This is a genomic window from Sporolactobacillus sp. PKPK-6 (genome assembly GCF_056678885.1).
In genome coordinates this window covers 865,833-892,564 of record NZ_JBWXPA010000002.1, presented here as the reverse complement: position 1 = coordinate 892,564, position 26,732 = coordinate 865,833, and the positions used below count along the sequence as shown (strand labels likewise).

Annotated in this window: 25 protein-coding genes; 17 read left to right on the top strand and 8 right to left on the bottom strand. The window is 43.3% G+C overall.

Features of this window, described 5'->3' with window-relative positions:
- The first annotated feature begins 11 nt into the window (after positions 1-11).
- The 6 genes from AC1MBV_RS15185 to AC1MBV_RS15160 all read left to right on the top strand — a co-directional run bounded on the left by AC1MBV_RS15185 (position 12) and on the right by AC1MBV_RS15160 (position 8,171).
- On the top strand, positions 12-572 hold the full coding sequence (locus AC1MBV_RS15185) for a sugar O-acetyltransferase (protein ID WP_255748946.1): 561 nt from the start codon (positions 12-14) through the stop codon (positions 570-572).
- 142 nt (positions 573-714) lie between these two features.
- Entirely contained in the window at positions 715-1,590 is an 876-nt protein-coding gene (locus AC1MBV_RS15180; RefSeq protein ID WP_480948665.1) for an AraC family transcriptional regulator, read from the top strand.
- Positions 1,591-1,901: 311 nt separating this feature from the next.
- A complete protein-coding gene (locus tag AC1MBV_RS15175; protein ID WP_480948664.1) occupies positions 1,902-4,301 on the top strand; it encodes a glycoside hydrolase family 31 protein in 2,400 nt (799 codons plus the stop codon).
- Between the two features lie 159 nt (positions 4,302-4,460).
- Positions 4,461-4,943, top strand: coding sequence for a tetratricopeptide repeat protein (locus AC1MBV_RS15170; protein WP_480948663.1), 483 nt, complete (start codon positions 4,461-4,463; stop codon positions 4,941-4,943).
- A gap of 597 nt (positions 4,944-5,540) precedes the next feature.
- Positions 5,541-6,587 carry a bifunctional transcriptional activator/DNA repair enzyme AdaA gene (locus AC1MBV_RS15165; RefSeq protein ID WP_480948795.1) on the top strand — a complete coding sequence of 349 codons (1,047 nt, stop codon included), beginning with the start codon at positions 5,541-5,543 and terminating at the stop codon, positions 6,585-6,587.
- A gap of 333 nt (positions 6,588-6,920) precedes the next feature.
- Positions 6,921-8,171, top strand: a complete 1,251-nt coding sequence (locus tag AC1MBV_RS15160) for an MFS transporter (RefSeq protein ID WP_255748950.1) — start codon at positions 6,921-6,923, stop codon at positions 8,169-8,171.
- A gap of 61 nt (positions 8,172-8,232) precedes the next feature.
- On the opposite strand, the gene AC1MBV_RS15155 is transcribed toward AC1MBV_RS15160, so the two are convergent.
- On the bottom strand, positions 8,233-9,198 hold the full coding sequence (locus tag AC1MBV_RS15155; RefSeq protein WP_255748951.1) for a quinone oxidoreductase family protein: 966 nt from the start codon (positions 9,196-9,198) through the stop codon (positions 8,233-8,235).
- A gap of 132 nt (positions 9,199-9,330) precedes the next feature.
- On the opposite strand from AC1MBV_RS15155, the gene AC1MBV_RS15150 reads away from it, so the two are divergent.
- Positions 9,331-9,780 (top strand): MarR family winged helix-turn-helix transcriptional regulator, encoded by a 450-nt coding sequence (locus AC1MBV_RS15150; protein ID WP_255748952.1) that lies wholly within the window; start codon positions 9,331-9,333, stop codon positions 9,778-9,780.
- Positions 9,781-9,904: 124 nt separating this feature from the next.
- On the opposite strand, the gene AC1MBV_RS15145 is transcribed toward AC1MBV_RS15150, so the two are convergent.
- Positions 9,905-11,428, bottom strand: coding sequence for an AMP-binding protein (locus AC1MBV_RS15145; protein ID WP_480948662.1), 1,524 nt, complete (start codon positions 11,426-11,428; stop codon positions 9,905-9,907).
- Positions 11,429-11,867: 439 nt separating this feature from the next.
- On the opposite strand from AC1MBV_RS15145, the gene AC1MBV_RS15140 reads away from it, so the two are divergent.
- Positions 11,868-12,908: a lactonase family protein gene (locus AC1MBV_RS15140; protein WP_480948661.1), complete on the top strand. Its 1,041-nt coding sequence runs from the start codon at positions 11,868-11,870 to the stop codon at positions 12,906-12,908.
- Between the two features lie 181 nt (positions 12,909-13,089).
- Here AC1MBV_RS15140 and AC1MBV_RS15135 read toward each other — a convergent pair whose 3' ends face one another.
- From AC1MBV_RS15135 to AC1MBV_RS15115, 5 genes are all read right to left on the bottom strand, one after another.
- Positions 13,090-13,944, bottom strand: a complete 855-nt coding sequence (locus AC1MBV_RS15135; RefSeq protein WP_480948660.1) for a Cof-type HAD-IIB family hydrolase — start codon at positions 13,942-13,944, stop codon at positions 13,090-13,092.
- A 45-nt stretch (positions 13,945-13,989) separates the two neighbouring features.
- Positions 13,990-14,493 carry a PTS sugar transporter subunit IIA gene (locus tag AC1MBV_RS15130; protein WP_480948794.1) on the bottom strand — a complete coding sequence of 168 codons (504 nt, stop codon included), beginning with the start codon at positions 14,491-14,493 and terminating at the stop codon, positions 13,990-13,992.
- Positions 14,494-14,528: 35 nt separating this feature from the next.
- Positions 14,529-15,026: a hypothetical protein gene (locus AC1MBV_RS15125; RefSeq protein ID WP_480948659.1), complete on the bottom strand. Its 498-nt coding sequence runs from the start codon at positions 15,024-15,026 to the stop codon at positions 14,529-14,531.
- On the bottom strand, positions 15,023-15,808 hold the full coding sequence (locus AC1MBV_RS15120) for a MurR/RpiR family transcriptional regulator (protein WP_480948658.1): 786 nt from the start codon (positions 15,806-15,808) through the stop codon (positions 15,023-15,025). Before AC1MBV_RS15120 ends, AC1MBV_RS15125 begins: the two co-directional genes overlap by 4 nt.
- A gap of 187 nt (positions 15,809-15,995) precedes the next feature.
- Entirely contained in the window at positions 15,996-17,354 is a 1,359-nt protein-coding gene (locus tag AC1MBV_RS15115; protein WP_480948657.1) for a 6-phospho-alpha-glucosidase, read from the bottom strand.
- A gap of 455 nt (positions 17,355-17,809) precedes the next feature.
- Here AC1MBV_RS15115 and AC1MBV_RS15110 point away from each other — a divergent pair, with 455 nt between their 5' ends.
- The 9 genes from AC1MBV_RS15110 to AC1MBV_RS15070 all read left to right on the top strand — a co-directional run bounded on the left by AC1MBV_RS15110 (position 17,810) and on the right by AC1MBV_RS15070 (position 25,989).
- Positions 17,810-19,168: an IS4 family transposase gene (locus AC1MBV_RS15110; protein ID WP_255749780.1), complete on the top strand. Its 1,359-nt coding sequence runs from the start codon at positions 17,810-17,812 to the stop codon at positions 19,166-19,168.
- Between the two features lie 401 nt (positions 19,169-19,569).
- Entirely contained in the window at positions 19,570-21,165 is a 1,596-nt protein-coding gene (locus AC1MBV_RS15105) for an alpha-glucoside-specific PTS transporter subunit IIBC (RefSeq protein ID WP_480948656.1), read from the top strand.
- Between the two features lie 106 nt (positions 21,166-21,271).
- Positions 21,272-21,562, top strand: coding sequence for an acylphosphatase (locus AC1MBV_RS15100; RefSeq protein ID WP_480948655.1), 291 nt, complete (start codon positions 21,272-21,274; stop codon positions 21,560-21,562).
- A 119-nt stretch (positions 21,563-21,681) separates the two neighbouring features.
- On the top strand, positions 21,682-22,302 hold the full coding sequence (locus AC1MBV_RS15095; RefSeq protein WP_480948654.1) for a C39 family peptidase: 621 nt from the start codon (positions 21,682-21,684) through the stop codon (positions 22,300-22,302).
- Between the two features lie 145 nt (positions 22,303-22,447).
- Positions 22,448-23,275 (top strand): C39 family peptidase, encoded by an 828-nt coding sequence (locus tag AC1MBV_RS15090; RefSeq protein ID WP_480948653.1) that lies wholly within the window; start codon positions 22,448-22,450, stop codon positions 23,273-23,275.
- A 95-nt stretch (positions 23,276-23,370) separates the two neighbouring features.
- Positions 23,371-23,757 carry a hypothetical protein gene (locus tag AC1MBV_RS15085; RefSeq protein WP_480948652.1) on the top strand — a complete coding sequence of 129 codons (387 nt, stop codon included), beginning with the start codon at positions 23,371-23,373 and terminating at the stop codon, positions 23,755-23,757.
- 28 nt (positions 23,758-23,785) lie between these two features.
- On the top strand, positions 23,786-23,971 hold the full coding sequence (locus AC1MBV_RS15080) for an amino acid transporter (protein ID WP_480948651.1): 186 nt from the start codon (positions 23,786-23,788) through the stop codon (positions 23,969-23,971).
- 312 nt (positions 23,972-24,283) lie between these two features.
- Positions 24,284-25,378 (top strand): GGDEF domain-containing protein, encoded by a 1,095-nt coding sequence (locus AC1MBV_RS15075; protein WP_480948650.1) that lies wholly within the window; start codon positions 24,284-24,286, stop codon positions 25,376-25,378.
- Entirely contained in the window at positions 25,375-25,989 is a 615-nt protein-coding gene (locus AC1MBV_RS15070; RefSeq protein WP_480948649.1) for a histidine phosphatase family protein, read from the top strand. The genes AC1MBV_RS15075 and AC1MBV_RS15070 overlap by 4 nt, the downstream gene beginning before the upstream one ends.
- A 77-nt stretch (positions 25,990-26,066) precedes the next feature.
- Here AC1MBV_RS15070 and AC1MBV_RS15065 read toward each other — a convergent pair whose 3' ends face one another.
- Entirely contained in the window at positions 26,067-26,501 is a 435-nt protein-coding gene (locus AC1MBV_RS15065) for a hypothetical protein (RefSeq protein WP_480948648.1), read from the bottom strand.
- Positions 26,502-26,732: the final 231 nt, after the last annotated feature.

The window sequence follows — 26,732 nt, the reverse complement described above, 5'->3', positions numbered from 1 at the left end:
GAGTTCAATTAATGACAACTGAAAAAGAAAAAATGATTCATGGTGAGCTGTATGATGCGTCGGATCCGGTATTAAAAAGCGATCGTTTGAACGCGCGGAGGTTGACACGATTATATAATGAAACGCTTGAGACCGATCGCGAAAAAAGGGCGGAGTTATTAAAACAGCTCTTCGGTTCGACAGGAGAAAAGTTATACATTGAACCAATTTTTCACTGCGATTATGGGTACAACATTCATGTTGGCGAGCATTTTTATGCGAATTTTGATTGTGTGTTTTTAGATATTTGCGAGATTCACATAGGCGATAACTGCATGTTTGCTCCTGGTGTTCACATTTATACTGCGGCTCATCCGCTCAACGCGAAGCTGCGCATATCGGGTGCGGAATTTGGGAAACCGGTGACGATTGGCGACAATGTTTGGATCGGCGGGCGCGCGGTGATTAATCCTGGGGTTACGATTGGCAATAATGTCGTCATCGGTTCAGGTTCAGTCGTCACCAAGGATGTTCCGGATAACGTAGTTGTCGCTGGCAATCCTGCAAAAATTTTGAAGAAAATAGAAGAGTAAAAGGCCTGCTCCATTCATGGATACTTGGTCACTCAAAGGTAGCTCCTTATTTTGGCAAGTCGTCACTCCGACATAATGGTGCACGAATTGTCGGATTTGCTCACTCTGCTTTTGTTACATTTAGTTCAAGGAGGTCATGACTATGGATTCGCTGAGGCAGATGAATTGTGCCATGGATTATATTGAGTCGCATCTGACGGAATCCATCGATTACAAAGAAGCAGCAAAGCGCGCTTGCTGTTCGGAATATCATTTTAAGCGGATGTTTTCCTTTCTTGCCGGTGTTCCGCTTTCTGAGTATATCCGCCGCAGACGGCTGACTCTTGCGGCATTTGAACTCAAAGACAACCGCAAAGTGATTGATGTCGCCGTTAACTATGGATACAATTCTGCTGATGCATTTACTCGAGCTTTTCAGGCATTGCACGGCATCACGCCTTCAGAAGTAAGAAGCACGGCGAAAACACTTAAAGCGTTTCCCCCCATGACCTTCCAATTGACGATTCAAGGAGTTGGAGAAATGAACTATAGACTTGTCGAAAAAGAAGCCTTTCGAGTTGTCGGTTTGAAAAAAAGAGTGCCGATCATTTTCAGTGGTGTCAATCCGGAAATTGAGGCCATGTGGAAGCGTTTAGACGAACAAAAAATTAAGGAACTGAAGGCACTCACAAATGTCGAGCCATCCGGAATTATCAGTGCGTCGACCAACTTTTCTGAAGGCAGAATGGAAGAAAAGGGGGCTCTTGATCACTACATCGGAACAGCAACAACAAAGGAATGCCCAGATCAATTTGCAGTCCTTGAGGTTGCGGCATCTACATGGGCGGTTTTCGAGGCGGTTGGGCCGTTTCCAAGTGCGCTGCAAAACGTGTGGGGCCGCATTTATTCCGAATGGTTCCCTTCGTCCAATTATGAAGCGGTTGAAGGACCGGAGATACTGTGGAATGAAAACAAAGACACAACGTCACCAAATTTCAGAAGTGAAATCTGGATACCGGTAAAACGTATTTCCAAATGATTGCTGCAGCTTTATTGAAAATAAGGTATTCATTCAGCATCATTTCCCAGGGAGAACAGTTCGTGTTTTCACCTGGGATTTTGTTCATTTGAAATGATTCCGATGCTTGAAAGAAAAGGCAAATTGTGATGAAATGTTATGGAATGAGACGGAGCGGCATTTTCATCAGATGTTTGCATTATCATGTAAACGATTACAATTTTATATGTAAAACTGCCTGAAGTATTTAAGGCTTTATTGAGCAATTTGCAGGATTTGAGACGTTCGGTTTTGAAAGATAAGTTAGGATGAACGAATTATGGAGGTGCACTATGTTTGGTGAAATCATCGGCTACGCACGGAAACAAAACCGAATAACGGTTGAATTTGAAAAGAATAAAGTCACGATTGCAGTGATCACGCCTTCGATCATTAACTTCTTTGCACCGATCGCAGGTGAGCGGCGTCCGTCAAAGGCGATTGAACATCTTGAAGAAGAGCCGGGAGCACTCATTGTTGATTTTACTGGGGAAACGCTGACCATTCGTACAGAACAATTAATTGTTAAAGTAACGAGCGACTTTAGAGTCAACATCTCGGATCCTTCCGGTACGATGCTCAGTGAGGACTATCGCGGAACGGGCACAGCCTTTATTCGGAGGGGGGCAGGAGAAGGAATTGCCATGGCGGCTGAGGAAGGTCATAAACTTGCTTCGGAAGAAGAGAAAATAAGCTATCGATTAAAAAAGAAATTGGATCCGAACACCTTCTTTTATGGACTTGGCGAGAAGACGGGTCACTTAAATAAAAAAGGGTACCATTACAAAATGTGGAATACAGATGATCCGTCCCCGCATGTTGAGAGCTTTGAAACTTTGTACAAATCAATTCCGTTTCTTATTGCATTGAAGGACAGTCAAGCGTTCGGTTATTTCTTTGATACCACCTTTGAATCGCAATTTGATTTAGGTAAGGAGAACAGCGATTACTACAGTTTTGCATCAGCTGGCGGTAATCTTGATTACTTTTTTATTTACGGACCTTCGGTTAAAGAAGTCGTCACAGGCTATACAAAGCTAACCGGGACAACGCCGCTTCCGCAGCTTTGGACACTGGGCTATCAGCAAAGCCGCTGGGCCTATGCTCCTGAAGAGCGGCTTAATGAGGTTGCTGATACGTTCCGTGAAAAAGAGATTCCATGCGATGTCCTGCATCTCGACATTGATTACATGGACGGTTATCGTGTGTTCACATGGGATCACAAGAAGTTTCCCAATCCGGAAGAATTGCTGAAGAAATTGAAAGCAGAGGGGTTCAAGGTGGTTACCATTATTGATCCGGGGGTCAAGAAGGATCGAGGCTATGCCATTTATGATCAAGGGCTCGCCAATCACTACTTTGCGACGGATAAGGATCATCTCCCTTATGTGAATCAGGTTTGGCCTGGCGATGCTCTATTCCCAGACTTTTCAAATGGCAAGGTGAGGGCATGGTGGGCGGACAATCAGAAGATCATGACTGATCTCGGTGTTTCCGGTATTTGGAATGATATGAATGAGCCGGCTAGTTTTAAAGGACCGCTTCCGGATGATGTTCAATTCAACAATGACGGAATTCAAACCGATCATCGCGAAATTCATAACGTCTACGGACATTATATGGCGAAAGCAACGTATGAGGGGATCAAGCAGTCTACTGGTAAACGTCCGTTTGTCATTACACGTGCGTGCTATGCCGGAACTCAGAAGTATTCCACCGTTTGGACCGGGGACAATCAGAGCCTTTGGGAACATTTGCGGATGGCACTGCCGATGCTGATGAATCTCGGACTCAGCGGTGTTGCGTTTTGCGGGACGGATGTCGGCGGTTTCGGTTTTGACTGCACATCTGAACTGTTGTCGCGCTGGGTTCAGGTTGGCGCCTTTACACCGCTGTTCCGCAATCACTCCAGCATTTTCACGCGTGATCAGGAACCGTGGGCGTTTGATGAACAAACTGAATCCATTAATCGAAAATACATCGGTTTGAGGTATCAGCTGCTTCCTTATTTATACGATCTGCTGCATGATGAAGAGACAACCGGATTGCCGATCATGCGGCCGCTGCTGCTCGATTATCAAAACGATTCGGCAACCTATGAAATCAACGATCAGATTCTTTGCGGGGAAGCGATTCTTGTCGCGCCTGTAGTCGAGCAAGGTGCCAAAACGCGGCTTGTTTACTTGCCGAAAGGAAGCCGTTGGATTGATTTTTGGACGAAGGAAAGCTATGAAGGCGGTCAATACATTGTGAAGGCAGCGCCGCTTGATGTATGTCCGATCTATATAAAAGAGGGGAGCATCATCCCGCTCTATCCTGTTCAGAACTACGTTGGAGAAAAAGCCATTGACCAATTGACCTTGGATCTGTATCCGCCTGAAAATGGAGAAACAAGCAGCTATACGCATTATCAGGATGACGGAGAAAGCTTCGAGTACCGCAATGGCAGCTACAACCTTTACGAATTTTCCGCTCAATTGAGCGAGTCGAGCAAGGAACTTTATGTATCGATTAACGCGACACATCACGGTTACGAGAAAAGCTATGATTCCTTTAAACTTATTCTGAACAATATCAAAGCAACATCAGTGGCGCAGAATGATGCGCCAATACCTTTCAAAGTCATGGGGAACAAAACGGTCCTCGTTGTTAAAGAAGGAGAGCTGCACATAAGCTGTGACCGGATCAGATGAATGACTAAAACAGAACTTAATCATTTTGCCGCGATCAGCACAGACGAAACCCCAGAGAAAGCTTTTTTCTCCGGGGTTTTCATTTTAGCAGCATGTTCGATCACGTTGACTTATTAGCAGCTTTCATAAGACAATAGATCAATACCGGAGGGAGATTAAATGAGTAAAGAACTAGAAAAAGCAATAAGTTTAAGGGAAAGTGGAAGCTATAAAGAATCTAATGATGTATTAAGGATGCTTGTAAAGAAGGAACCGCAAAACGCTTTGATTAACTATCATTGTGCATGGAGTTTTGATAATCTAGGCGAAGAAACAAAAGCGGTCCCCTATTATGAATGTGCGATTGAGTTAGGATTGCCTTCTGATGAAATGCAAGGAGCACTACTAGGATTAGGGAGTACCTATAGAACATTGGGCGAATACGAAAAATCAAAGCGCACCTTTCTTAAGGGGATTGAATTATTTCCTAATAATAGAGCGATTCAAGTGTTCTATGCGATGACCTTATACAACTTAAAAGAACATACAGAAGCTATGGAACGATTACTTAAATGTTTGATCGAAACCACTGCGGATACTGAAATTCTGAGTTATAAAAAAGCAATCGAATTTTATACCAATAAATTAGACGATGTATGGTGAACTGCTTTAACTTGATGTGGCGTACTTCTGACCTTGCTTCTTTTTATCTTACTTTTCGGACTTGGTTCTATATGTCTAAGGACAAATACATGGAGCAACAAACATGTTTAAAGGGAGCATCAAGTGAATCGAATTTCGATTGTAAAGCAATATGTAGCATACATCATTAACGACGGCATAAACAGATGGACTAAATATAAGGGTTGCCTGATAAGTCATTTTGACTTTGAGGCAGCTCTTTTTTTACACAAATAAGTATAAAGATTTAGAGAAACTTAGTATAAGTGGTCCGATAAGTTAAGGAGCTTCGGCTCATGACACTCATTTCCTGTGAGCGACGCCGAAGTCATCGCATCGTGCGGAAGTACGTCCTGTGGCGAACCGGACACTAGGTCATCCGTTAAGCGATTTGTGGAAATTGAACCATGGCAAAGATAACAAGTGAGACCAATGCATGAACATGGATCAGATAAATTTTGAAAAAATAGATGTTCATTTTTCGTATGTGCCATCATGAGATTGCAGATATAATTTGATTAATGATACAGCTAGAGAACTAAGACCTTTCTCCATATCGAAATGAGGTGCGTGGCAGTGATTAAAGATGAGTCGATGAAAAAAGAATATTATCACGCTCTGGTTGAGCGAAATTCAACATATGATGGGATCTTTTTTGCAGGTATTAAAACAACCGGTGTGTTTTGTCATGCGACTTGTCCCGCAAGAAAGCCGCATTATGAAAATTGTTTGTTTTATGAGACGGCGGAGGAAGCACTATTAGCGGGCTTTCGCCCATGCAAGCGATGCAATCCTTTATCGTTTCCACAAAAGCAATCGCCGCTCATTCAAAAAATGGTAGCTCTCGTTGAAGAAAATCCTGAAAAGAGATGGAAGGATTCTGATTTCAATGAACTGGGAATCCATGCTGCGACCGCTCGAAGACAGTTCAAGAAAAACTACAACATGACCTTTGTACAATATGCCAGGGCGAGAAGAATGGGGATTGCGATGAAATCAATACGCACAGGAGAAAAAGTGATCAATACGCAAATTGATATAGGCTACATATCGTCAAGCGGATTTCATGATGCGTTTTCCAAAATTATGGGCAGAACACCGAATCGATCTAAGCAGATAAAAATGCTCTACGCAGATTGGATTGATACGCCACTCGGTCCCATGGTAAGTATCGTGGACGAAAATTTTCTCTATCTACTCGAATTTGCCGACAGACGAGGGTTGGAACGAGAAATTGAACGATTAAGAAATCGATTAAATGCCTCGATAATACCAGGAAAGACTGATCGATCAAATCAAATAAGAAATGAACTTAATGACTATTTTAATAAAGGTCTTAACACGTTTAAAACGCCAATTATGTTCTTTGGATCCGATTTTCAGAAAAGCGTCTGGGAACAATTATTGAAGATACGGATGGGCGAGACGGCAACGTACAAGGATCTAGCCGGATTAATCGGGAACCCAAAAGCAGTTCGTGCAATCGGAAATGCGAACGGCGCAAATCAACTGGCAATCATTATCCCATGTCATCGTGTGATTCAATCGGATGGAGCACTTGGAGGATATGGCGGCGGATTGGAAAGAAAAAAATGGCTGCTGGAACATGAAAAGTCTATACAATAGGCGCGGTGATCAATTGGGTGGAGGCTAACCCATTGTCTGAGGCCCTTACCTTTGTTAAAATTAAATCAATGACAAAAGAGCTTGGAGGTTTTCCGTTTGACAGCATCAATAAGATTAAGAATTTCTGCTTTCAATCGCTAACTAAATACGTTTGAGAGCTCTGACTGCGCTTAGAGCAGCGGGATTGGTCTGTCTGTTTTTGGAAACCTTATAGTATAGGTGATGAAAAAGAGGGGATAGGTCTCCCCTCTTTTTTGCTGCCGGAAGGGGGAAATTTGCGCGTCAGCAATGCAGAGCTAATTTGAAAAATTAAAGAGAAATGAGTGATTCACTGTGACGACACTAAAGCCTCCTGCGAATGAAAATTGGCTAAGAACGATTATCCTCTTTTTAAGCAGCCAGACGGTATCACTTTTTGGATCATCCCTCGTTCAATATGCGATGATGTGGTATGTCACGCTGCGGACAGGATCCGGGTTGATGATGACGGTATACATTATTTGCGGGTTTATTCCGACTTTTCTTTTGTCCCCAGTTGCGGGCGTTTGGGCAGATCGATTTAATAGAAAGAACCTTATTATGTTATCAGATGGGCTTGTGGCCACGGCAACGCTCATTCTAGCCATTTTCTTTTTGGCCGGATTTGATTCGATTTGGCTGCTCTTTCTCATGGCGGCAATCCGCGCCTTTGGAACAGGGATCCAGACACCTGCGGTCGGTGCGGTCCTCCCACAAATTGTGCCCAAGGATAAATTGACAAAAGTGAACGGCACGAACGGCAGCATCCAAGCGGTGATCATGTTTGTCTCGCCGATTGTCAGTGCCGCTTTGCTGACCATGGCATCCATTGAAGTGATCTTTTTTATTGACGTCATTACAGCGGCAATCGCAATCAGCACAATGCTTGCCTTTGTTAAGATATCCATTCATAAAAAAGCAATGACGAAGCAGACAACAAGCTATCTCAGTGATTTTAAAGAAGGATTGCGCTACATTAATAACCATGGTTTTCTGAAAATTTTCTTCCTGTACTTTGCCGTCTTTTTTGTGCTGATGGCTCCGGCAGCTTTTCTGACTCCACTGCAGGTAACGCGTACATTCGGCAGCGACGTATGGCGCCTAACTGCGATTGAGATCGCTTTTTCCGTCGGCATGATGAGCGGAGGTGGGATTATCGCGTCATGGGGCGGCTTCCAAAATAAAGTGAAGACAATGACCTTTTCGGCTATATTGATGGGATTCTGTACCTTTGCGTTGGGGGCGTTTGTTTTCAACTTTTGGGTCTACCTTGCATTTATGGCTTTGTTCGGTGTGGCTATGCCGATCTTAAATACTCCGACGACCGTGCTTCTGCAGGAAAAAGTCGAAGAAGATTATTTGGGACGTGTTTTCGGGGTGATGGGAATGATTTCAACATCAATGATGCCGATTGGAATGCTGATTTTTGGGCCGATCGCAGACCTCATCCGGATCGAATGGCTGCTCCTCGGAACAGGTGCCATCATGCTGATGCTGGCTCTCGGCATGGGCAGGAATAAAGTACTGATCGAGGCGGGCAAACCTGCCGAATCTGAGAATGGATGAAGGTCATGCCTGTAATAAAAGCGCGCGATATCTTAGGATATTGTGCGCTTTTGCATTTCACTTATATCGTTGGGATGAACACAATCCGTTTCCCGGTTTCAGCGGGAGCATTCCAAACGTCTTTCAACTTGGAAAGCGGGACAGGTGCTGCGTTTACCTTCAGCTGACCAGCGGTAATTGCTTGAGTGAGTGCCGGAAGTTCGGAAAGATACCCGGCAGTCGTGACAGAGCCTTGACCGCTGCCGAGTACTTGAAAGTTGGCAGAGCGAAGGGCAACGGAAGGTACAGCGGCAGTAGGGCCGGCAACGGAACCAATTTGAATCCAGGACAACAGTTTGCTGCGATCTGACCGTTTCATCAGGATCGGGAGCATCGCAAGCTCAGCTGGCTTTCCCCAAAGATAGTCGATCACGAGATCAACCTCAGATGCAGCTTGACCAAGACGTTTGGCAGCTGCCTCCAGATCACCCGCCAGAGAGACAGTCTCATTTGCGCCTAACGCAGGCAGGGATTCGAGACGTTCCGGATCACGACCGGCACCGATGACCTGACTTGCACCGAGAAGCTTGGCAATTTGGACGGCCATCTGTCCGGAATTTCCGGTCGCGCCAAGGACCAGAACCTTTTGCCCCGGCTGAATAGCTACCCGTCGACGGAGTGCTACCCATGAAGACATTGCCGGGTTCATTGCTGCGGCGATTTCAACCGGATCGGCATCTTCAGACAAAGGGATACTGCGCCGCACATCTATGACTGCCTTTTCTGCGAATGTTCCCAGCGCTGTATCGGGTGCAATAAAATAGACCAACTGACCATCAGGCAGTCGTCCGACACCATCAATACCGGGGATTAGCGGCAGCTCATCAGTACTGGTATAGTGGGAACCGTTAGCCTGAGAACGTACTCGAGGATGTAATCCTGCGGCAAGAACATCGACAAGCACCTCATTTTTGCCTGAAGGTTGCGGTGTATCAAATATTTCATAATTTGGATCAGAATCAAACGAACGTACAACAGCAGCGTACATAATAGAGACCTCCATTCGTCAATTGCATAAATAATTAGTTTGCTTTACAAACAATATAGTTTGTAAAACAAACTAAGTCAAGCATGTGGTACACTATGAGAAGAAAATGTCCAAATTAAAAAGGTGAAAAACATGAACAATAATCCATTACAAAATCAGAACGATCTGTCAATCGTGGACGGCTTGGTTCAACTCTCGTTTCTTGTCCAGGAAATCCTCGGACGAGTCGGTGCAGAGCATGGACTCTCAATCATTCAGCTTCGACTGCTTGGAATCCTCCGCGATCGAGAGCCAAGCATGCTGCAGCTTGCAAAGCACCTCAACCTCGATAAATCCAGCATTACCGGACTTGTCGATCGAGCGGAACGTCGCGGTCTCGTCGAACGTAACGTTTCTCCAAACGACCGGCGCGGATACAATGTGAGTGTGACTTCAGCGGGACGGGAATTGATTCAGATAGGCAGTGAGGAGGTCGAGCGTCAACTGAGTGCTGCTGTCGAAGGGCTTTCCGAGACGGAGCGTTCACAACTGGCTGCCCTTGCTGCCAAAATTTTGGGGAGTTCTGTGTCTTCAAATGAATGACCAAGGGACTAAAATCTTGTTTCATCTTGTAAACAGTAAAACTGGCCATTGGACGATGCAAAAGAGCTCCCAACTGGAATAAAGTGTGGGAGCTCTTGCTTATTTAAGAGATTTCATATATCGCTTATTTACTTTTTGCTAGTTTCTCCAGCTTCCAGTAGTTCGGTTTTCCACTGCCAAGAAGTGGAATTTCATCAATGGTTTCGATGCTGGCCGGCATATAGAGCATTGACATTTTCTTACTCTTGATAAACTTTTTAAGATCTCGCGACGAAACCTTGGACTTCGTTGTGAACATGACGATTTGTTCGCCTTTTCGTTTGTCAGGAATACACACAGCATAGAAGTTAGACTCGCCAAAGCACTCCAGTGCCAATTCCTCGACCTTGTTCAGGGGAATCATTTCGCCGGCAATTTTTGCAAATCGCTTGAGTCGGCCGATGATGTGAATAAAGCCATCCTCATCAATCTCGGCGATATCGCCAGTGTTATACCACTCTCCGCATGGAATAAAGCCTTGTCCGTGAATGAGATAACCTTTCATTACATTCGGGCCTTTAAGCAGCAGGTTTCCACCTTCGTTCACCCCTTCAACCTTAGCAATCTTCGCTTCCATAAGGGGAATTAACGGACCAACCGTGCCTGCCTTATAACGCTCATGCGTATTCAGTGAGATAATCGGCGAGGTTTCCGTGGCCCCGTAACCCTCCAAGATGGTGATCCCAAACTTATCCTGGTAGGTTTTCCTGACATCATTTTGCAGTTTCTCCGCACCGGCAACCACAATTCGCAGTGTTTGGAATTGTTCCTTCGTCGCAAATTTGGCGTAGTTCTCAAAAAAGGTGTTTGTGGCGACAAAAAGCGTACTTTTATCTTTTTCAATTGCCTTTGGAATGTCTTTGTAGCGCAGCGGTGATGGATAAAGGTATGCTTTTACGTTAGTGACAAGCGGCAGAATGGAACCGACCGTCATTCCGAATGAATGAAAGAGCGGCAGCGGATTGAAAATGCGATCCGTTTCCCTGACTTCGATATGCGCAAAGGTCTGCTTGATATTTGCAAAAATGTTGCGATGGGTCAGGATAACTCCTTTTGGCTTCGACTCGGTTCCTGATGTGAAGAGAATCACTTCGCCAGGTGCCTTTTTCTTTAATCGGGATGTTCTTGATTCGATCAGACCAGTAATTTTATTAAAGGCAGTAATCCCGTGCGCTAAATCTTCGAGATAAATCACCTTAACCTGTTTCTCCATTTCTTCAACGACGAAACCGAGATCCGCCTTTTTAACAAATTCTCTTGATGTAATCACAGTTCCAAGGGAAGCTGTTTCGATACAGTCAATGATGTTTGTCGTGCCCATCGTAAAATTTAACAGGCAAGGCGTCTGTTCATTCTTAAACAGACCGAAGAGCACAATGACCTGACCGACCACATTAGGCAAATAGAGACCAACCCTTTGATCGTTTCCAACCGTCTGTTCTAGCTTCTTGCTCATGATATTAACTGCAATTAAGAACTTTTTGTAGGTGTAGGAACTGCTTGTATCCTCAATGATTACTTTCTTCGGATGTGCTTTCGCCTGTTTGACCATTTCATCAAATAAGTTCACATCTTCAGGTATTTGCAACGTCAAAATAGTCACTCCCATGTCAAAACATTCAGTTTCTGTTTCTATCACTAGATAATTACGAAAAGCAAGGCAGAATGTTTCAAATCACTGCCGGTACTCTTATTATGGACATAACTACTACTATATTAAAACTATTGTGCTTATCTATTTCCTAATTTTCCGATTGCAAAACAAATAAGTTAAAGAGTTTTCATTTCTTTCATGAGATCGAATGATTTACTTTTAATTACCCTATTCTGGGAAATTTCTTAGCAAATGATCATTGATTCAATAATGGAGGCACTTTCCCTGAATGATCAAGTACCATTGTACATCAGAAAATACCGTGTAACATAAAAGTAAAAACAAGTTTAAGTTTTGCCGACGTGTTTCACAGACGTCACATAAGGACTCTGGTGAATAAGAAGAAAATGAGTTCAAAATAAGTTGATCACAAAGAAGAACAGGGGATGACGACATGACACTTGGTTATATAGGTACTTATACCAATGGAGAAAGTAAGGGCATTTATTCTTTTTCTCTGGATGAGGACAAGGCACAGTTGAGCAAGCCGGATGTTGCAGCACAGTTAGACAATCCTACTTATCTAGCAATCAACAAGGATCAAACGCGATTGTACTCAGTGGTAAAAGAAGGAGACAAAGGTGGAGTTTGTTCTTTTACGCTTCATCAGGATGGAACACTGAAGAAAATAAACCAGCATCTCACAGAAGGTGCTCCTCCATGTTATCTCGATATGAACAGCGACGATACGATTCTAGTGGCAGCAAATTATCATAAAGGTGCGGCTGTCGCTTACCAATGGAATACAGAAAATGAATTAAATGAGATTACAGCTGTCTATCACAAAGGGAAGGGTGCAAATCCGGAGCGTCAAGAGCACACACATGTCCATTTTGCTGACTTCACCCCGGATCAGCGTTTTGTCGTGACTATAGATCTTGGAACAGATCAACTGATTACTTATGAATTGAAAAATGAACAATTCCAACAGCGCAGCGTTTGCACATTGGCTCCTGGAACCGGACCGAGACATCTTGTGTTTCATCCAAGTGCTCCGTTTACCTATGTATTGTCTGAACTAAGCTCAGAAATCATTGTACTTCAGTTTGATTCTGAAACAGGCAGCTTCACTCAAGTACAAACCGTTAGTTCATTGCCGGACAGCTTTCAAGGTCATAATCAAGGAGGCGCAATCAAAATTTCAGCAGACGGACGTTTTATTTACGTGTCCAATCGCGGTCATAACAGCATTGGTATTTATCAGGTGCATGAAGGAGGAGCGGCGTTAAAGCCGGTAGGATTCTGCTCATCAGGTGGTGAGTGGCCAAGGGATTTTGAATTGGATCCATCGGGGAACTTTGTAATTGCTGCCAATCAAAACTCAAGCAATCTTGTGCTCTTCAAGCGCAACACGGAAACCGGTTTATTAACGAATCTCCAGAGTTCGTTATCTGTTCCGAATCCGGTTTGTATAAAATGTTTAAACCATAGATGAGTCCTTGCTGATTGTGTATAGGAATCAGATCTAGATCTAAAATTGTCCTTCGTCTTGGGTTGTCTGCCAAAGATGGGGACATTTTTACTGCTTTAAAAGTTGAGAAGAAAAGTGAGTAGAAAATGAGCGCAATAAAAAAAGATCATTCACTGAGTCAGCGAATGATCTTTTTGACTATGAACTAGAATAGTTGCAGCTGATTTTTCAAGCTGTATGCGACGCCATTGTGATTGCAGTCGAGCGTGACATAGGAGCTTATTTCCTTGATCGAAGGAATGGCATTGCCCATGGCAACTTGTGTTGCGGCCGTGCGAAACATGGGCAGATCGTTATGGCCGTCGCCGATGACAATGGTATCTTTTTGATGGACACTGTAATGTTTGGCTAACTGACGGATTGCTTTACCTTTGTCGATTTTACTTGAGTTGAATTCCACTGTATAGCCTACTGAGTTGGTGCAAGTAATATCCGTTCGATCAGCGAAATGCTCCTTGAAATCAGCAAGGGTATGCATATTAAAAGAAAATATGAGCAGTTTGTATATGGCACGGCCGTTGCGGATGAGCGTACCTATCTCTGAACGAGGCAGCCAACCTGCCTGATTAAACTGGACTTCTGCGCGTTCCCAAGCCTTTTGCGCTGTTTCTTTTGTCAGATTATTTTCTAATTGGTCAAGTTCTTTCCGAAGAATGATCTTGCCGTCTGGCGGAGCAAGCAGATCATGCTCCACCGTTACCTCATAGTAGAGATGGTGGTATTCTGCGTATGCAATCAATTGTTCAGCAGCATCCTGTGGAATCGATTCTTTACTTAGAAGCTGACCGCTGCGATCAAAAATTGTCGCACCGTTTGAAGCGATCACAGGCAGCTGCACTTCGTTCCTAAGCATCGCTTGAACATCCATGATTGCCCGTCCTGTAGCAATCGCAACCAGATGATGCTTTGATGCTGCGGAAACTGCGTTCATATTTTCAGAACTGATTATATGATCCTTGTTCAATAGTGTTCCGTCCAGATCAATGGCGACTAGTTTCAAAGTCAACACTCCTCGTTACTTTGTCTGTGGAAGGGTTCAGTCCTTTTATTTAAGTGTTGATGTAAATAGTACGGATTCCCCGGCTTTGACTTGGGTCAATTCTGACCAATTAAAGGAAAATTTATCTTCCGCAGTATTCGTGATCACAATGGGGACAACGATGCCTTTCCCTTTTTCGCTAATGAAATCAAAATCCACCTTCATCACGGGTTGACCAGCTTTGACTTTATCGCCGACATGAACGAGGTTTTCAAAGCCTTCGCCTTTGAGCTCTACGGTATCCAGTCCGATATGGACGAGAATTTCTTCGCCTAATTTCGAACGGATGCCGAATGCATGCTTCGTAGAAGCGAGTTGAATCACTTCGCCATCCACGGGAGCAACGATGGTATGCGTCCGGATATCCGGTGTGATTGCCATTCCTTCACCCATCATTTTCTCAGAGAAAACCGGATCCGGAACATCTGTAACCATCAGCGATGTACCTGATATTGGTGCATAGACCTTTTCTTCTTTCAGTGCTTGTTTTTGAAATAGTTTGCCGAACATATCGATCGCCTCTTTCAATTTTTATTCACTCATTTTCAAGTAAAGAATGTCAGTCGTACTAATGCGAAGCTGCACAGCAATGAGAAAAGAACTAGGGCGGTTGCAATTGCTGAAAACAGACGATAGTGCAGCAAATGACGAATCGAAAAGCTGTCTTTCAATTGTGCGTCTGCGTGCATCATGACAAAAATCGACATGATAGCGGTTACAACATTACCTACTAAAAACTGACAAATAGACAGTAGGGCTAAGACGCCGTAGCTAAAATTTCTTCCTTCCGTGTTGTCAAGGTCATGAGATAATTGAAACAGAAGGTAGCCCCAAAACAAGTTCAGCATGACGCCCATGAACATAACGGAATAGAGTGGGTGCGAGAGCAGCAGTGTATGAAAATCGGTTTTTTCCCGCATCATGGTCAAAAAAAGATAGACAGCGTAAAGGAACGGGAGAATCAGTGTGAAAGCAGTCAGATATCCATATAGCTTTTTAAAAGAGATCTGAATCATAAGCAAGTTTCGGATTCGTTGTTTCATTGTCTATCACCTTCTCTATTTGAAATTTGTTTGATGTAGCCAAAAAAGAATGCTTCGCATAAGACGGATAATGCAGCCAGAGCTGTCGGATCTTCTGAGACGTGCATCGTCTTATGAATGGGGTATTCTGTTGCAAGAAAATAGAGATTGTACGGCACGAGATTGGCCAGCTCATTATGATCAAAACGTGTATTGGTAATCGAAAGTATGGGAACGTTCTTCATACTGAGAAAACGAATGTTATCAATAATATTTGAGATATCGCCGCTCAACGAAACAATAATCAAGAGGTCCTCTTCATTGAGATACGGAATGATCATCTCAAGTTCTCGTTTGGCAACCAGATTGTGAATCATTTTTCCGCTGTTAAGAAAATTACGTTCCAATTCATTAATGGCATTGCGCTGAGCCCAACCCGTTCCGTATGCGAAAATATTTTTTGCCGAATGTATTTTCTCATAAATCGGTGCAAGATCGGTTTTATGAAATAAATCCATCGTTTTGTTAATGTCTGCTATCGTCTGCTGAATATAGTCCATGCTGTGTTCCACTTCAGGTTCCAGGTCATTTTTCAGTGAATACTTAAACTCACTGAACCCGGAAAAGCCAAGTTTCTGAGCAGTACGCAAAATAGATGACTTTGAAATTTTGCAGCTTTTAGCCAATTCTGTAATGCTTTGCTCCGCGCACTCTTTTTTATGATCAATGATGTAATGCAGAGTGGACAGATCTGTTTCATTCAATTGGTCGTAATTTTTATTAATCAGCATCTCAAGTTTCATTAGGATGATCCTGTCTCCTTGAAACAATTAACTTTTTCAAGTTAAGTTTCGATTAATGAGCAGAAATTAAAGGGGCAGGTACTCAGATGTTAAACGTTTTCAGAAATGGAAAACATGAGAAGCCCTAATGCTCCAATACCCTGCTATAAAAAGCATAGCAGGGTATTAGAAAATTGGCAACGATCAATCAGCTTAAGCTGAGTTCCAACGCTTTTGCTTTATCGTCTTTTTTCAGTTCCGGCCAGAATTCTTTATTGGCTTCAACCAAGTCATCAAGGATCTTCTTGGCTACCGCTGCATCTGGAACTGTGTGCGACAAGGTCAGTGCCTGCCAAAGCTTGAGATAAGAATGTTCAACCCAAGCATCAACTGCCAATTTTTCCACAGCCACCTGTTGTTCCAACAAGCCTTTTTGGAAACGCGGAATGGTCCCCATAGCCAAACGTTCCGGACCGTTCGCTCCAACGATGCAAGGGACCTCGACCATAGCCGTTGGTTCGAAATTAGAGACAGCACCGTTATTTTCAACAATCACCAGCATGCGTTCGTGTGTGTTGTAAGCGATCGCACGGGAGAGATCAACGATGTAGTTCGAATGATCGTCCGGTTCGAATTTCAAGTCTTCAATTGATTGTGATGCTGCAATTCTTCGGCATTCACTGAATACGAATTTTTCACGACCGGCGCGAACTTCATCCGTACGTGTATGATGCGGATCCATGTGTTCTGCTTCATATTTGGTGTACAGATAGTATTGTAAATATGTGTTTGGAAAACGCTCCGGATCAAGAGCAAAGGTGTTCTTAGCCATGCCAAAGGTTGCTTCCCAGCTGGCTTCGGTACCCTGTTCATGTGGAAGAAGATAGCCGTGTTCTGCTACATAGTCGCGAATTTTCGGCATCAAATCGTTTCCTTGTTTGTCACAAACCGAGGTCCACCAGCCGAAGTGATTCAATCCGAAATAGCGAACTTCCAAATCGTTGTAGTATTTCAGACCGGCAACCTGAGCCATACGTTCTTGAATGCCGACTGGCATATCGCAGATATTGAGAATTTTCGAATTCGGTCTCAGACGGCGAGTAGCTTCGGCAACGATTGAAGCCGGGTTTGAGTAGTTGAGCATCCAAGCATTCGGTGAATATTTTTCCATGTAATCAGCGATTTCCAGCACACCGCCAATGGAGCGGAGGCCATAAGCAATACCACCAGGTCCACAAGTTTCTTGACCAATAACACCGTATTTCAGAGGAATTTTTTCATCTTTATCACGCATTGCATATTTTCCGACACGAATCTGAGCCATAACAAAGTCAACGTCTGTGAAACCTTCCTCTGGATCAGTTGTTGCAACAAAATTGATTTCAGGTGCCTTTTCTCTAAGGATAACTTCGCATGCATCGCCAATGACTTTCTGACGTTCGCCGTCATTATCGTAAAGTTTTAATTGACGGATCGGGAAGCGGTCCAAGTGTTTGAGTAGTGTCATGACAATGCCGGGAGTATAGGTACTTCCGCCGCCGGCAATAACAATGGAAAATTTCTTCATAATGAATCCCTCCATTTGAGTTTTTGACTGATTTTTTTATTTCGTTATCGTTTACACCCCTCATGTTACTCATTTTTGAAACGGTTACAATAGTTTCAAAAGCATTAGGGAAAGCGTTTTCTTTATTGGATAAAGTCACGTTTCTTGGGAATTTTCTCAAATACCAATCTAGAAGATGTCTTGCATTGGATAAAGAGTTGCGTACCTAACATGCATCATTTCTATAAAAATGCCACTACGAATACATCGTTTTTTTGGTTGATGTTTGAGAAAGATAGATGAGAGAGAATAATTTTGGTGCATTTCATTTTTTATAGTAAACTAAAACTTGAAACATCAAAAATGGGCTTCACAGCTTATCCTGTAAAGGATTAGCACAAAAATAAAAGCAAGAACACCGATAACTCGGTATAATTGAAGTGTCGAATCCCAATTAACCGAGGAGTGTTCATGCCATGAAAAGTATATCACGAAATGACCATCCATCTCTTGGAATTTCTTCTTCAGTCCAGGAATTTTTTACACGATTTCGTTTGAGTCAACTTGCGAGAGCCTCAAACGCCACAAAGGCAAAGGGGGTCCCCTTCCGGGTACTGTTCTGTTATCTCATTAGCACGGTCTTTTCAAACAAGTCAGCGTATCGCGATTATTTGAAGCATCAAAATCAGCTGAACTTCTCGGATAAGACCTTTCGCAACCTGCTCAACAACGGCAAGATTAACTGGCAAAAGTTTCTGATTCTGCTCTGTTGCCGGATCATTCAGTTCATTAAACCCTTGACGGATTCGGCACGGAAGCCTGTGTTCATTGTGGATGATTCCATGTATGAACGCGCCCATGCGAAACGCGTGGAGCTGGCGGCGTTTCAATTCGACCACGCCAACCATCGGCATGTGCGCGGCTTTCGGTTTCTTCAACTAGGCTGGAGTGACGGCAACACTTTTTTGCCGGTCACCTTTTCCTTGCTTTCGGGTCAGAATCAGGTATGCGGTACAAAAGCTGATGCTCGCACCCATTCTGGAAAGCGGAAGCTTCAGGCCCAGCGTAAAGCGCCTGATGTGGTTCGAGAACTGCTTTCTTCTGCCCTGAGGCATGGCGTCCGAGCATCCTATGTTTTGTTTGATTCTTGGTTCTCTAGTCCTAAAATGTTTCAGCAGCTGCGTCAACTTGGCCTTCATACCGTCGCTATGGTGAAACGGTCGAAAAAGGTTTATTACCGGTTCAATGGTCAAATGATGGACGTGAAAGCGATCTTCAACGCTCAGAAAAAACGTCGTGGACGCTCACGCTACCTACTTTCTACCGTTGTAGAAGCGGTTGTTGAGGGAGAGGTCTTACCCCTGAAACTCGTATACGTCCGCAACCGTCGTAAACGCAAAGAGTATCTGGTCTTAGCGTCAACCGATATCCAACTTTCTGAAGATGAAATCATCCAGCTTTATGGAAAACGCTGGTCCATTGAAGTGTACTTCAAGATGTGCAAGCACTATCTTCGACTCGCTAAATACCAGGGTTTGTCTTATGACGGGATTTTTGCGCACACCGCCCTGGTCGCTATCAGTTATTCCCTTCTTGCGGTTCAGCACCGTGAACAGGTGGACGATCGCACTTTGGGTGAGTTGTTTTATTTGATGGTCGATGAGCTTTCGGATGTGACCTTCGTCGAAACGCTTCAGCAGTTGATCGACTTATTTCAAGAAGTTTTCAAAGACGAGTATGTTCTTTCTGAGCAAGCAGTCCATCACATCATCGAAAATTTTCTAGAGAAGCTACCTACCAGCTACCAGAAACAGCTGACAAAAGCGGCGGCCTGACCTAAATTATTCATAGTAATCATAGAGCAGGCAAGGGATGGGTGCGCTTTTTTAACTTTCAAGTTTTAGTAGTAAATCTAATAATGGATTGATTACCCGAAAGGATCGGTGCGAATGAAAAAACGAGCAGATATCGGTAAGAAAGCAGTAAGATGTTGCCTGAGTTGAATAGAAAAAATAAACAACAAGGTTAAATAAGAATTTTAGGTTTCTCTGAGCTCATTAGAAAGCTTGTGACAATTCCCAGTTCTTGAAACCTTTCTCTTTAGGCATGACTTATTCCCGTTTTATCACAAACGTATTGTAAACGCTTTTATTTAACATAAAATTAATACGTAAGCGTTTACATTACTATGTCGTTCAAATGGTTCATATCAGATATTATGTAGGAGGCGGTTCAGATGATGCAAAAGTTTCAACGCTTTGGCGGAGCAATGTTTACACCGGTTTTATTGTTTGCTTTTTCCGGATTAATTCTGGCAATATCCATTATGCTGACGAATCCATTGATTGTCGGCGGAATCGCGGATACCAGTACTTTTTGGTATAAGTTCTGGATGATTATTCAGAATGGCGGATGGACAGTGTTTAATCAAATGGAATTGCTGTTTGTCGTCGGTCTGCCTATTGGTCTCGCCAAAGAAGCCAATGGACGGGCGGCGATGGAATCCATTATTGTTTATCTTACGTTTAATTATTATGTGAATACGATCTTAGGATTCTGGGGAAAAACATTCGGCATCAATTTCAATGTTGATCCGACCCAGGTGCAGGGAACAGGCTTAAAGCTAATTGCCGGAATTAAGACGCTGGATACAAGCGTTCTCGGCGCAATCGTCCTTTCTGCAATTGTTGTCTGGCTGCACAACAAGTACTTTAATACAAAATTGCCAGAATGGCTTGGGGTTTTCCAAGGGTCAGCATTTGTCGTTATTCTTGGCTTTTTCACCATGCTGCCCGTTGCCTTTTTAGCTTGCTGGCTTTGGCCGATGGTGCAACATGGAATTTCGTCGTTGCAGGTGTTCATGGCTTCATCTGGAGTTCTCGGTGTGTTCATTTACAGTTTTCTTGAACGTGTACTGATTCCGACAGGACTTCATCATTTTATTTATCTTCCTTTCTTGTACGGACCGGCAGTGACTCCAGATGGCATTGTTAAGAGCTGGCTTGCCAATATGCAAAGCTTTTCCGAATCAACGAAATCGTTAAAAACGTTGTTCCCAGCTGGCGGATTTTCTTTATTTGGCAACGATAAAATTTGGCCGCCTATTGGCATTGCCGCCGCATTCTATGTGACAGCGAAACCCGAGAAAAGAAAAAAGCTACTCGCACTGCTCATTCCGGCTGTTCTGACAGCCGTTGCGGCAGGAATCACGGAGCCGTTTGAATTCACCTTTTTGTTTGCAGCTCCAGTGCTGTTTGTGGTTCACGCACTGCTTTGCGGCCTCATGGATGCGACGATGTACTTTTTCGGTGTTGTCGGCAGTATGGATAGCGGCATCATTGATATGGCGACCAAGAACTGGATTCCACTGTTTGCAAATCATTGGATGACCTATGTAGCTCAATGGATTATCGGAATAATTTTTATTGCTATCTATTTCTTCTTGTTCCGCTTCTTAATTCTGAAATTCAACTTTGCGACTCCTGGACGTGAAGCGGATGAGGAAGAGACTCAACTGTATACCAAAGCGGATTACAAAAATAAAGTAGCAGGCGGAAAAAATGGAGCATCAGGCAATCAATTTACGGAATCGGCAGCTGTGTACCTCGATGCACTTGGAGGCTATGACAACATTCAAGATGTCACTAACTGTGCAACACGACTTCGGGTCACGGTCAAAGACGATAGCATCGTTCTGCCTGACGGAGCGTTCAAAGCAGGAGGTGCTCACGGTGTTGTGCGGCGTGGTAAAGCATTCCAAGTCATTGTCGGGTTGTCTGTTCCTCAGGTTCGTGAAGAATTTGAGAAACTCATAAAAAAAGGTATTCAATAAAGAAAAAATAATCAAGTCGAGTCAGATCTATTATTCTTGTCAAACACCTTGCCGTGATTCATGGGTAAGGTGTTTTGGTTTGAAAATGAATAAGGAGGCAGCAAAAATGGAACATGAAGCTATGAAAAGCGTGCATTTGATGGTTTCCGGTCGCGTTCAAGGTGTGGGTTTTCGATATTTTATTAAACAAATCGCAAGTCAGTACCATATAAAAGGATGGATCAGAAACAGAGACGATGGACGAGTGGAACTAGCGGCCGAAGGAACAGATCGGCAAGTGGATTTATTTATTCGAAAGATGAGACGAGGGACCTTTCTTGCTCGAGTTGAAGGCGTTGAAATTCAACTTCGTGAACCCCAAAATTATTCTGCGTTTGATCTTAAAGCAACACTATAATGGTAGATTTATGCCATAAGCAGTTGTCTAGGATTTGTTATAATAATTATAAAAATTAGTGAAAAGTAAAATTAGAGATCAATACATGCAGCAAAAAATGATTTGAGGACGTGGAAGCGATGACCGCAAATAAACAATCAAACACAACAAAACGACTCGATGTACCTTTAATCAAACAAAGGCCGGAGCTGCCTACCGGATGTGAAGGCGTAGCCTTAACAATGGCGCTCCACTACTACGGAATAGACGTCGACAAGCAAACGATCGTTGACCAAATGCCGCTCGACACAACCCCAGCAACAAGAAATGCAGATGGCTCGATTAAATCATGGGGCGATCCGGAAGACGGTTTTGTCGGCGATCCCCGCGGTGATGGCATTACGATTAATCCTACCCCGTTAAAACAAGTGCTTGATCGATACCGTAGCGGAGGCATTGCCCTGTATGGAAAAGATTTCAGCGTCGTTCAGAATTATGTGGCGAGCGGCAAGCCCGTCCTCATCTGGTTCACCATTTCACATGAGATGCCCATTTTGAGATACTGGCATACACCGGCAGGCAAAGAAGTATTCGCTCCGAGACCGCTGCACTGCATCGTTATTACCGGCGCTGATGAGGACTATGTTTACTTCAATGATTGTGAATCCACCGAACTAAGCGGAAAAGATGTCAAAGTGGAGAGAGAAAAGTTTATCAAAATCTATGATGCGATGGGGAGAAGAGCATTGGTTGTAGGTTGAAACAGAGAATGTTGAGTGTGAACGCTCATTTTTTTCATCAATATTATATTATTTGATGAAGCATTTAACTTTTTTGATATAAATATGGAAAAATAAGTTAATTGAATTAGGGGTTATACCGATATAAAGAACAGAGAGGTGTATTATGAAAAAATCTGTTCTTTTTATTATTCTATTACTCTGTTCATTTAGCATTATTTTAACTGCGTGTGGAAATACTGTGGAGGCAGATTCATCATCTGCTTTACCCCCGAATCATAAATATGTAAGTGAAAAACAAGAAAATACTCAACCGATAGTGATCGAGAACGATTCATCAAGAAAATCTTCGTCATCAACAATGAACGCCAACTTAACTAAAACAACATCAAGCCACACGTTAAAGTTGCTTGATGTTCCTTTAATTAAACAAAGACCAGAGCTGCCCTCCGGATGTGAAGCGGTCGCTCTGACGATGGCGCTTCGCTATTATGGTATCAACATTGATAAGGCCAAGATTGCCAGCCAAATGCCGCGAGACAATACGCCCCTTACCAAAAATGCTGACGGCACCGTGAAAACCTGGGGCGATCCCGAAGTAGGCTTCATCGGTGATCCTTATGGCGCAGGCATCACGATCAATCCCAATCCATTAAAACAAGTCCTTGACCGCTACCGCAGCGACGGCCTAGCCTTATACGGAAAAGATTTCAGCGTCATTCAAGACTATGTAGCGAAAGGAAAACCCGTCCTCGTTTGGTTCACCATTACTCATGAACTACCGACACCCAGAGTTTGGGTAACGCCGGATGGGAAACGGATTAGCTCACCAAGACCATTGCACTGTATTGTGGTTACCGGAGCCGACAACGACTGGGTGTACTTTAATGATAGTGAATCTACTCCACTAAGTGGCAAAAATGTTAAAGTGAAAAAGGATAAATTCATCCAGATCTACAATGCGATGGGGCGGAGGGCATTGGTTGTGAACTAAGTTGGCGACAGGTTTGTTTTAGAAGCCCTTATTGAGAATTAGGATCTATCATGCTATGCTACGTTGAAGACGCTTCAATTCAGAGGTGAGGCTAATTGAAAAAGCCACTCGGTATCTCGTTAATTAGCTACTTTTATATTCTGGGCTCCCTTGTCCTGATATTCACGGCAATTTTTTATGATGCTGATGCCAACCCAATAAATATAACGATACGATTTGCGCTACCAAGTTCATATGATCGCCTATTCAGAGTAGTGCTTGCTCTTGCCACACTGATCATGATTTATGGATATATGAAGCTTAGAAAATGGGGCTTCTGGGCGATGATCAGCTATTCTTTTCTCTTCGGAGCAATAAGTCTGGCACTATCGCTGGCGCACTATCAACAGCCCTTCATTGGCAATATGATATGGTCAATTCTGGTTTTGCTTTATACGATTCATACTAGGGAAGCTTTTTTTCAAAAGCAGCTATTTAGCTGAGATACTATTGATGCTGGGAGGATGAACAATGCTCGAAAAAGAGAAGAAGCCCTTCAACGATGTCATTGATCACATTGACAAAATCTCCGGAAGACCAGAGAAAATCGAGATGAAAAAGCTCCCGAAGCCGATTAGGATTCTTGGCTATGTGCTGATCACCTGTGTTGTCGTTAGTACACTATTTATCATCTTTATGAGTTTATTGAGTAATTAATAAAGATAATGAAGGTAGGAAAAATCATGTCCACTAATGGGGATGATCTTTCGAATCATGATGTTAGACATAGCGCAGAACACCTTGAGGCTTGTGGCGCCATATATTGAAGATGTCTCTCGCTTCTTCTATTCGCCTCCATAGAATATATCTTCCGGCGATCTTTTTTAAACTTACAGACTCTTACCATGATATAATGATCTGATCTTAAAAAAGTTATGGCATATTTTGCAGTTAAGCTTTTTTTTCCGCGTTCCGATATAGAAACAAAGGGATTGATTAAGCGGTTACAATGTAGAGGATGAGTTAGTGATGAGGGCGCTATTGGCCAAAGAGGTTCAAAATGCTCACTCGAGTAGTAGTGATCGTGATCGGAAGTTTTCCATATTTTGCAATACTATGTTTATCTTTGCCTGTGTCGCACATATCCTGTTTATTCCGATTTTCTACTTCTTAGGAAATCCAATAACATTCATAAATAATTGTCTTGCTGTTGTTCTTGATCTCTTGTGTTTCGTGCTCAATCGTAGGGGCTATGCGCGCGTTGCGAGCTTTGTCTGGATTTGTGAGATCGCGCTTCATTCTGTTTTTTGTATTCTGGTTTTTGGCTGGGATCAAGGGTATTACTATTATTTTTTTGCTCTGGTGCCGATTGTTTTCTTCGCAAGATGGTCTATTTCACTACGCTTCATCGTCACGTTTTTTCTTTTCGCTGCCACGCTCTTTCTGTTTTATTATTCACATTTGTATCCGCCAATGACGAAAACAAACCTATATATGACGCAGTTTATGTACGTATCTAGTGTAGTGGCTAACTTTGTTGGCCTTGCGTACGCTGCCTTTTACTATCGAAGGCATTCGGAACAAATGGAAGCTAAACTGTCGATTCTTGCACATATCGATGTGCTGACAGGCATTTATAATCGAGGGGCCTTTGAACGTGCTGCTCAAAATGAACTGAAGAAACAGGGCACTTATAACGAAGCGCGTGCGTTACTATTTTTTGATATCGATCATTTTAAGAAAATCAATGATTTGTTTGGTCATACTGTCGGAGACATGGCTTTGCAGAAAGCCGCTGAGGCCGTCCGGTACGTGTTAAGCGACCATGATCTGTTTGGCCGTATTGGTGGCGAAGAGTTTGCGATCTTGCTTGTGAATACGAACAATGCAAAAGCGATGTGTATTGCGGAACAGATTCGAAGGTCTATTGAAGATGCGAAAATAATACTGAATGACGGATCAGAGGTACTGCTGACTGCAAGTATCGGAGTGACGCTGTCTCAATCAAACAGTGTTGCGCTTTCTCAGTTGATGATCCGTGCAGATCGGGCGCTTTATCAGGCGAAAGGTGAGGGACGGAATCAAGTGGCATGCGTGGACGCACAGGAAGAGGTTACTCAATGACAACGATCTATTTTGTACGTCATGCTGAATCGGATTTTCGGATCCATAACGATCGACTGCGTCCTTTAACAGAAAAGGGAATGCGCGACCGAGTAATGGTGACGAATTATCTGTGCAACCAACCTATTGATCAGGTCTTATCCAGTCCCTATAAGCGGGCGGTGGACACCGTGAAGCAACTTGCGAATCTGAAGAATCTTCCTATATATAAGGATGAAGATTTCCGTGAGCGGAGTGTAGGTGAATGGGTCGAAGATTTTCGTGCATATGCCGAGCGGCAGTGGAACGACTTTCGTTTTAAATTGGAAGGCGGCGAAAGTCTCAGCGAAGTTCAAGAACGCGTGACCCGCGCATTGAACCAGATCCTGAACGAACGCAATCATCAAGTGTTGGTCATTGGCTGCCATGGCACCGCACTCAGTATGATCATCAACTATTATGATTCTACCTATGAATTTGCGAATTTTGAGCAAATGAAGCAGCTCATGCCGTGGATCGTGAAAATGACGTTTGATGATCAAACATGCAAACAGATTGAGACGATTGATCTTTTTCAGAATAAGGTTGAATTACGATGGATTCACACAAGCACCTCGAATGGTGGTGTCTGAACACCGCCCTGCTTAAATTTTTGATTGCTGTACTTGCTCGATCCGGAAAACTGAACGATCCATCAATAAGGTAATGATCAACCATCTCGACGGGCAATACTGAGCTTTTGAATAACGAACTGTTGATGAATCGTACCTTGATGTTGAGGGTGGATACGTGAATGAATTGAATCAGGGAATGAATAATCGGGCGGATTGCAGCTTGTTTTTTTTGAATTTCTTTTGATTGGTTCGGTATGTTCGGCAGTAGAAAGAACGTGAATCGTGAAGCCGATATCCCGTGACGGGCATCGGACGATGAAAGATTTCGTTTCTCTAGGGTATACTACCGTCGGAAAGTGAAGAAGCGCAGAACGAAAGGGCAGAAATGAAGCACGTATTTTTTTGCTCCCGTTGCTTTTCGCAGAAACGAGTGAAACAAAGCGGCCTCCGACAACATCGCGGAACAGATTGACTAAAAGCCATGTGAGATACATTTGAACGTTTGGTTTCGTACAGTATTGGTCGTTCACAGAAAACCCTCCTTGTTTTAATCAAAATAAAAAGCCGCCCATTCGATTGTGAATGGGCGGCTTTGCCTGAACCCATCCAACGCGAAGCTGGGTCCAAGCATTCGTTAAGTTGTCAACGGATGCCGGGACCCTAGCTAATAATAATAATGGCTTTAACCATGCGTTGTAATGGGCGATTCATAGCAAATTGCTCCTTACCTGAATTGTCGAATTTTTTAGTACCGCAACTAT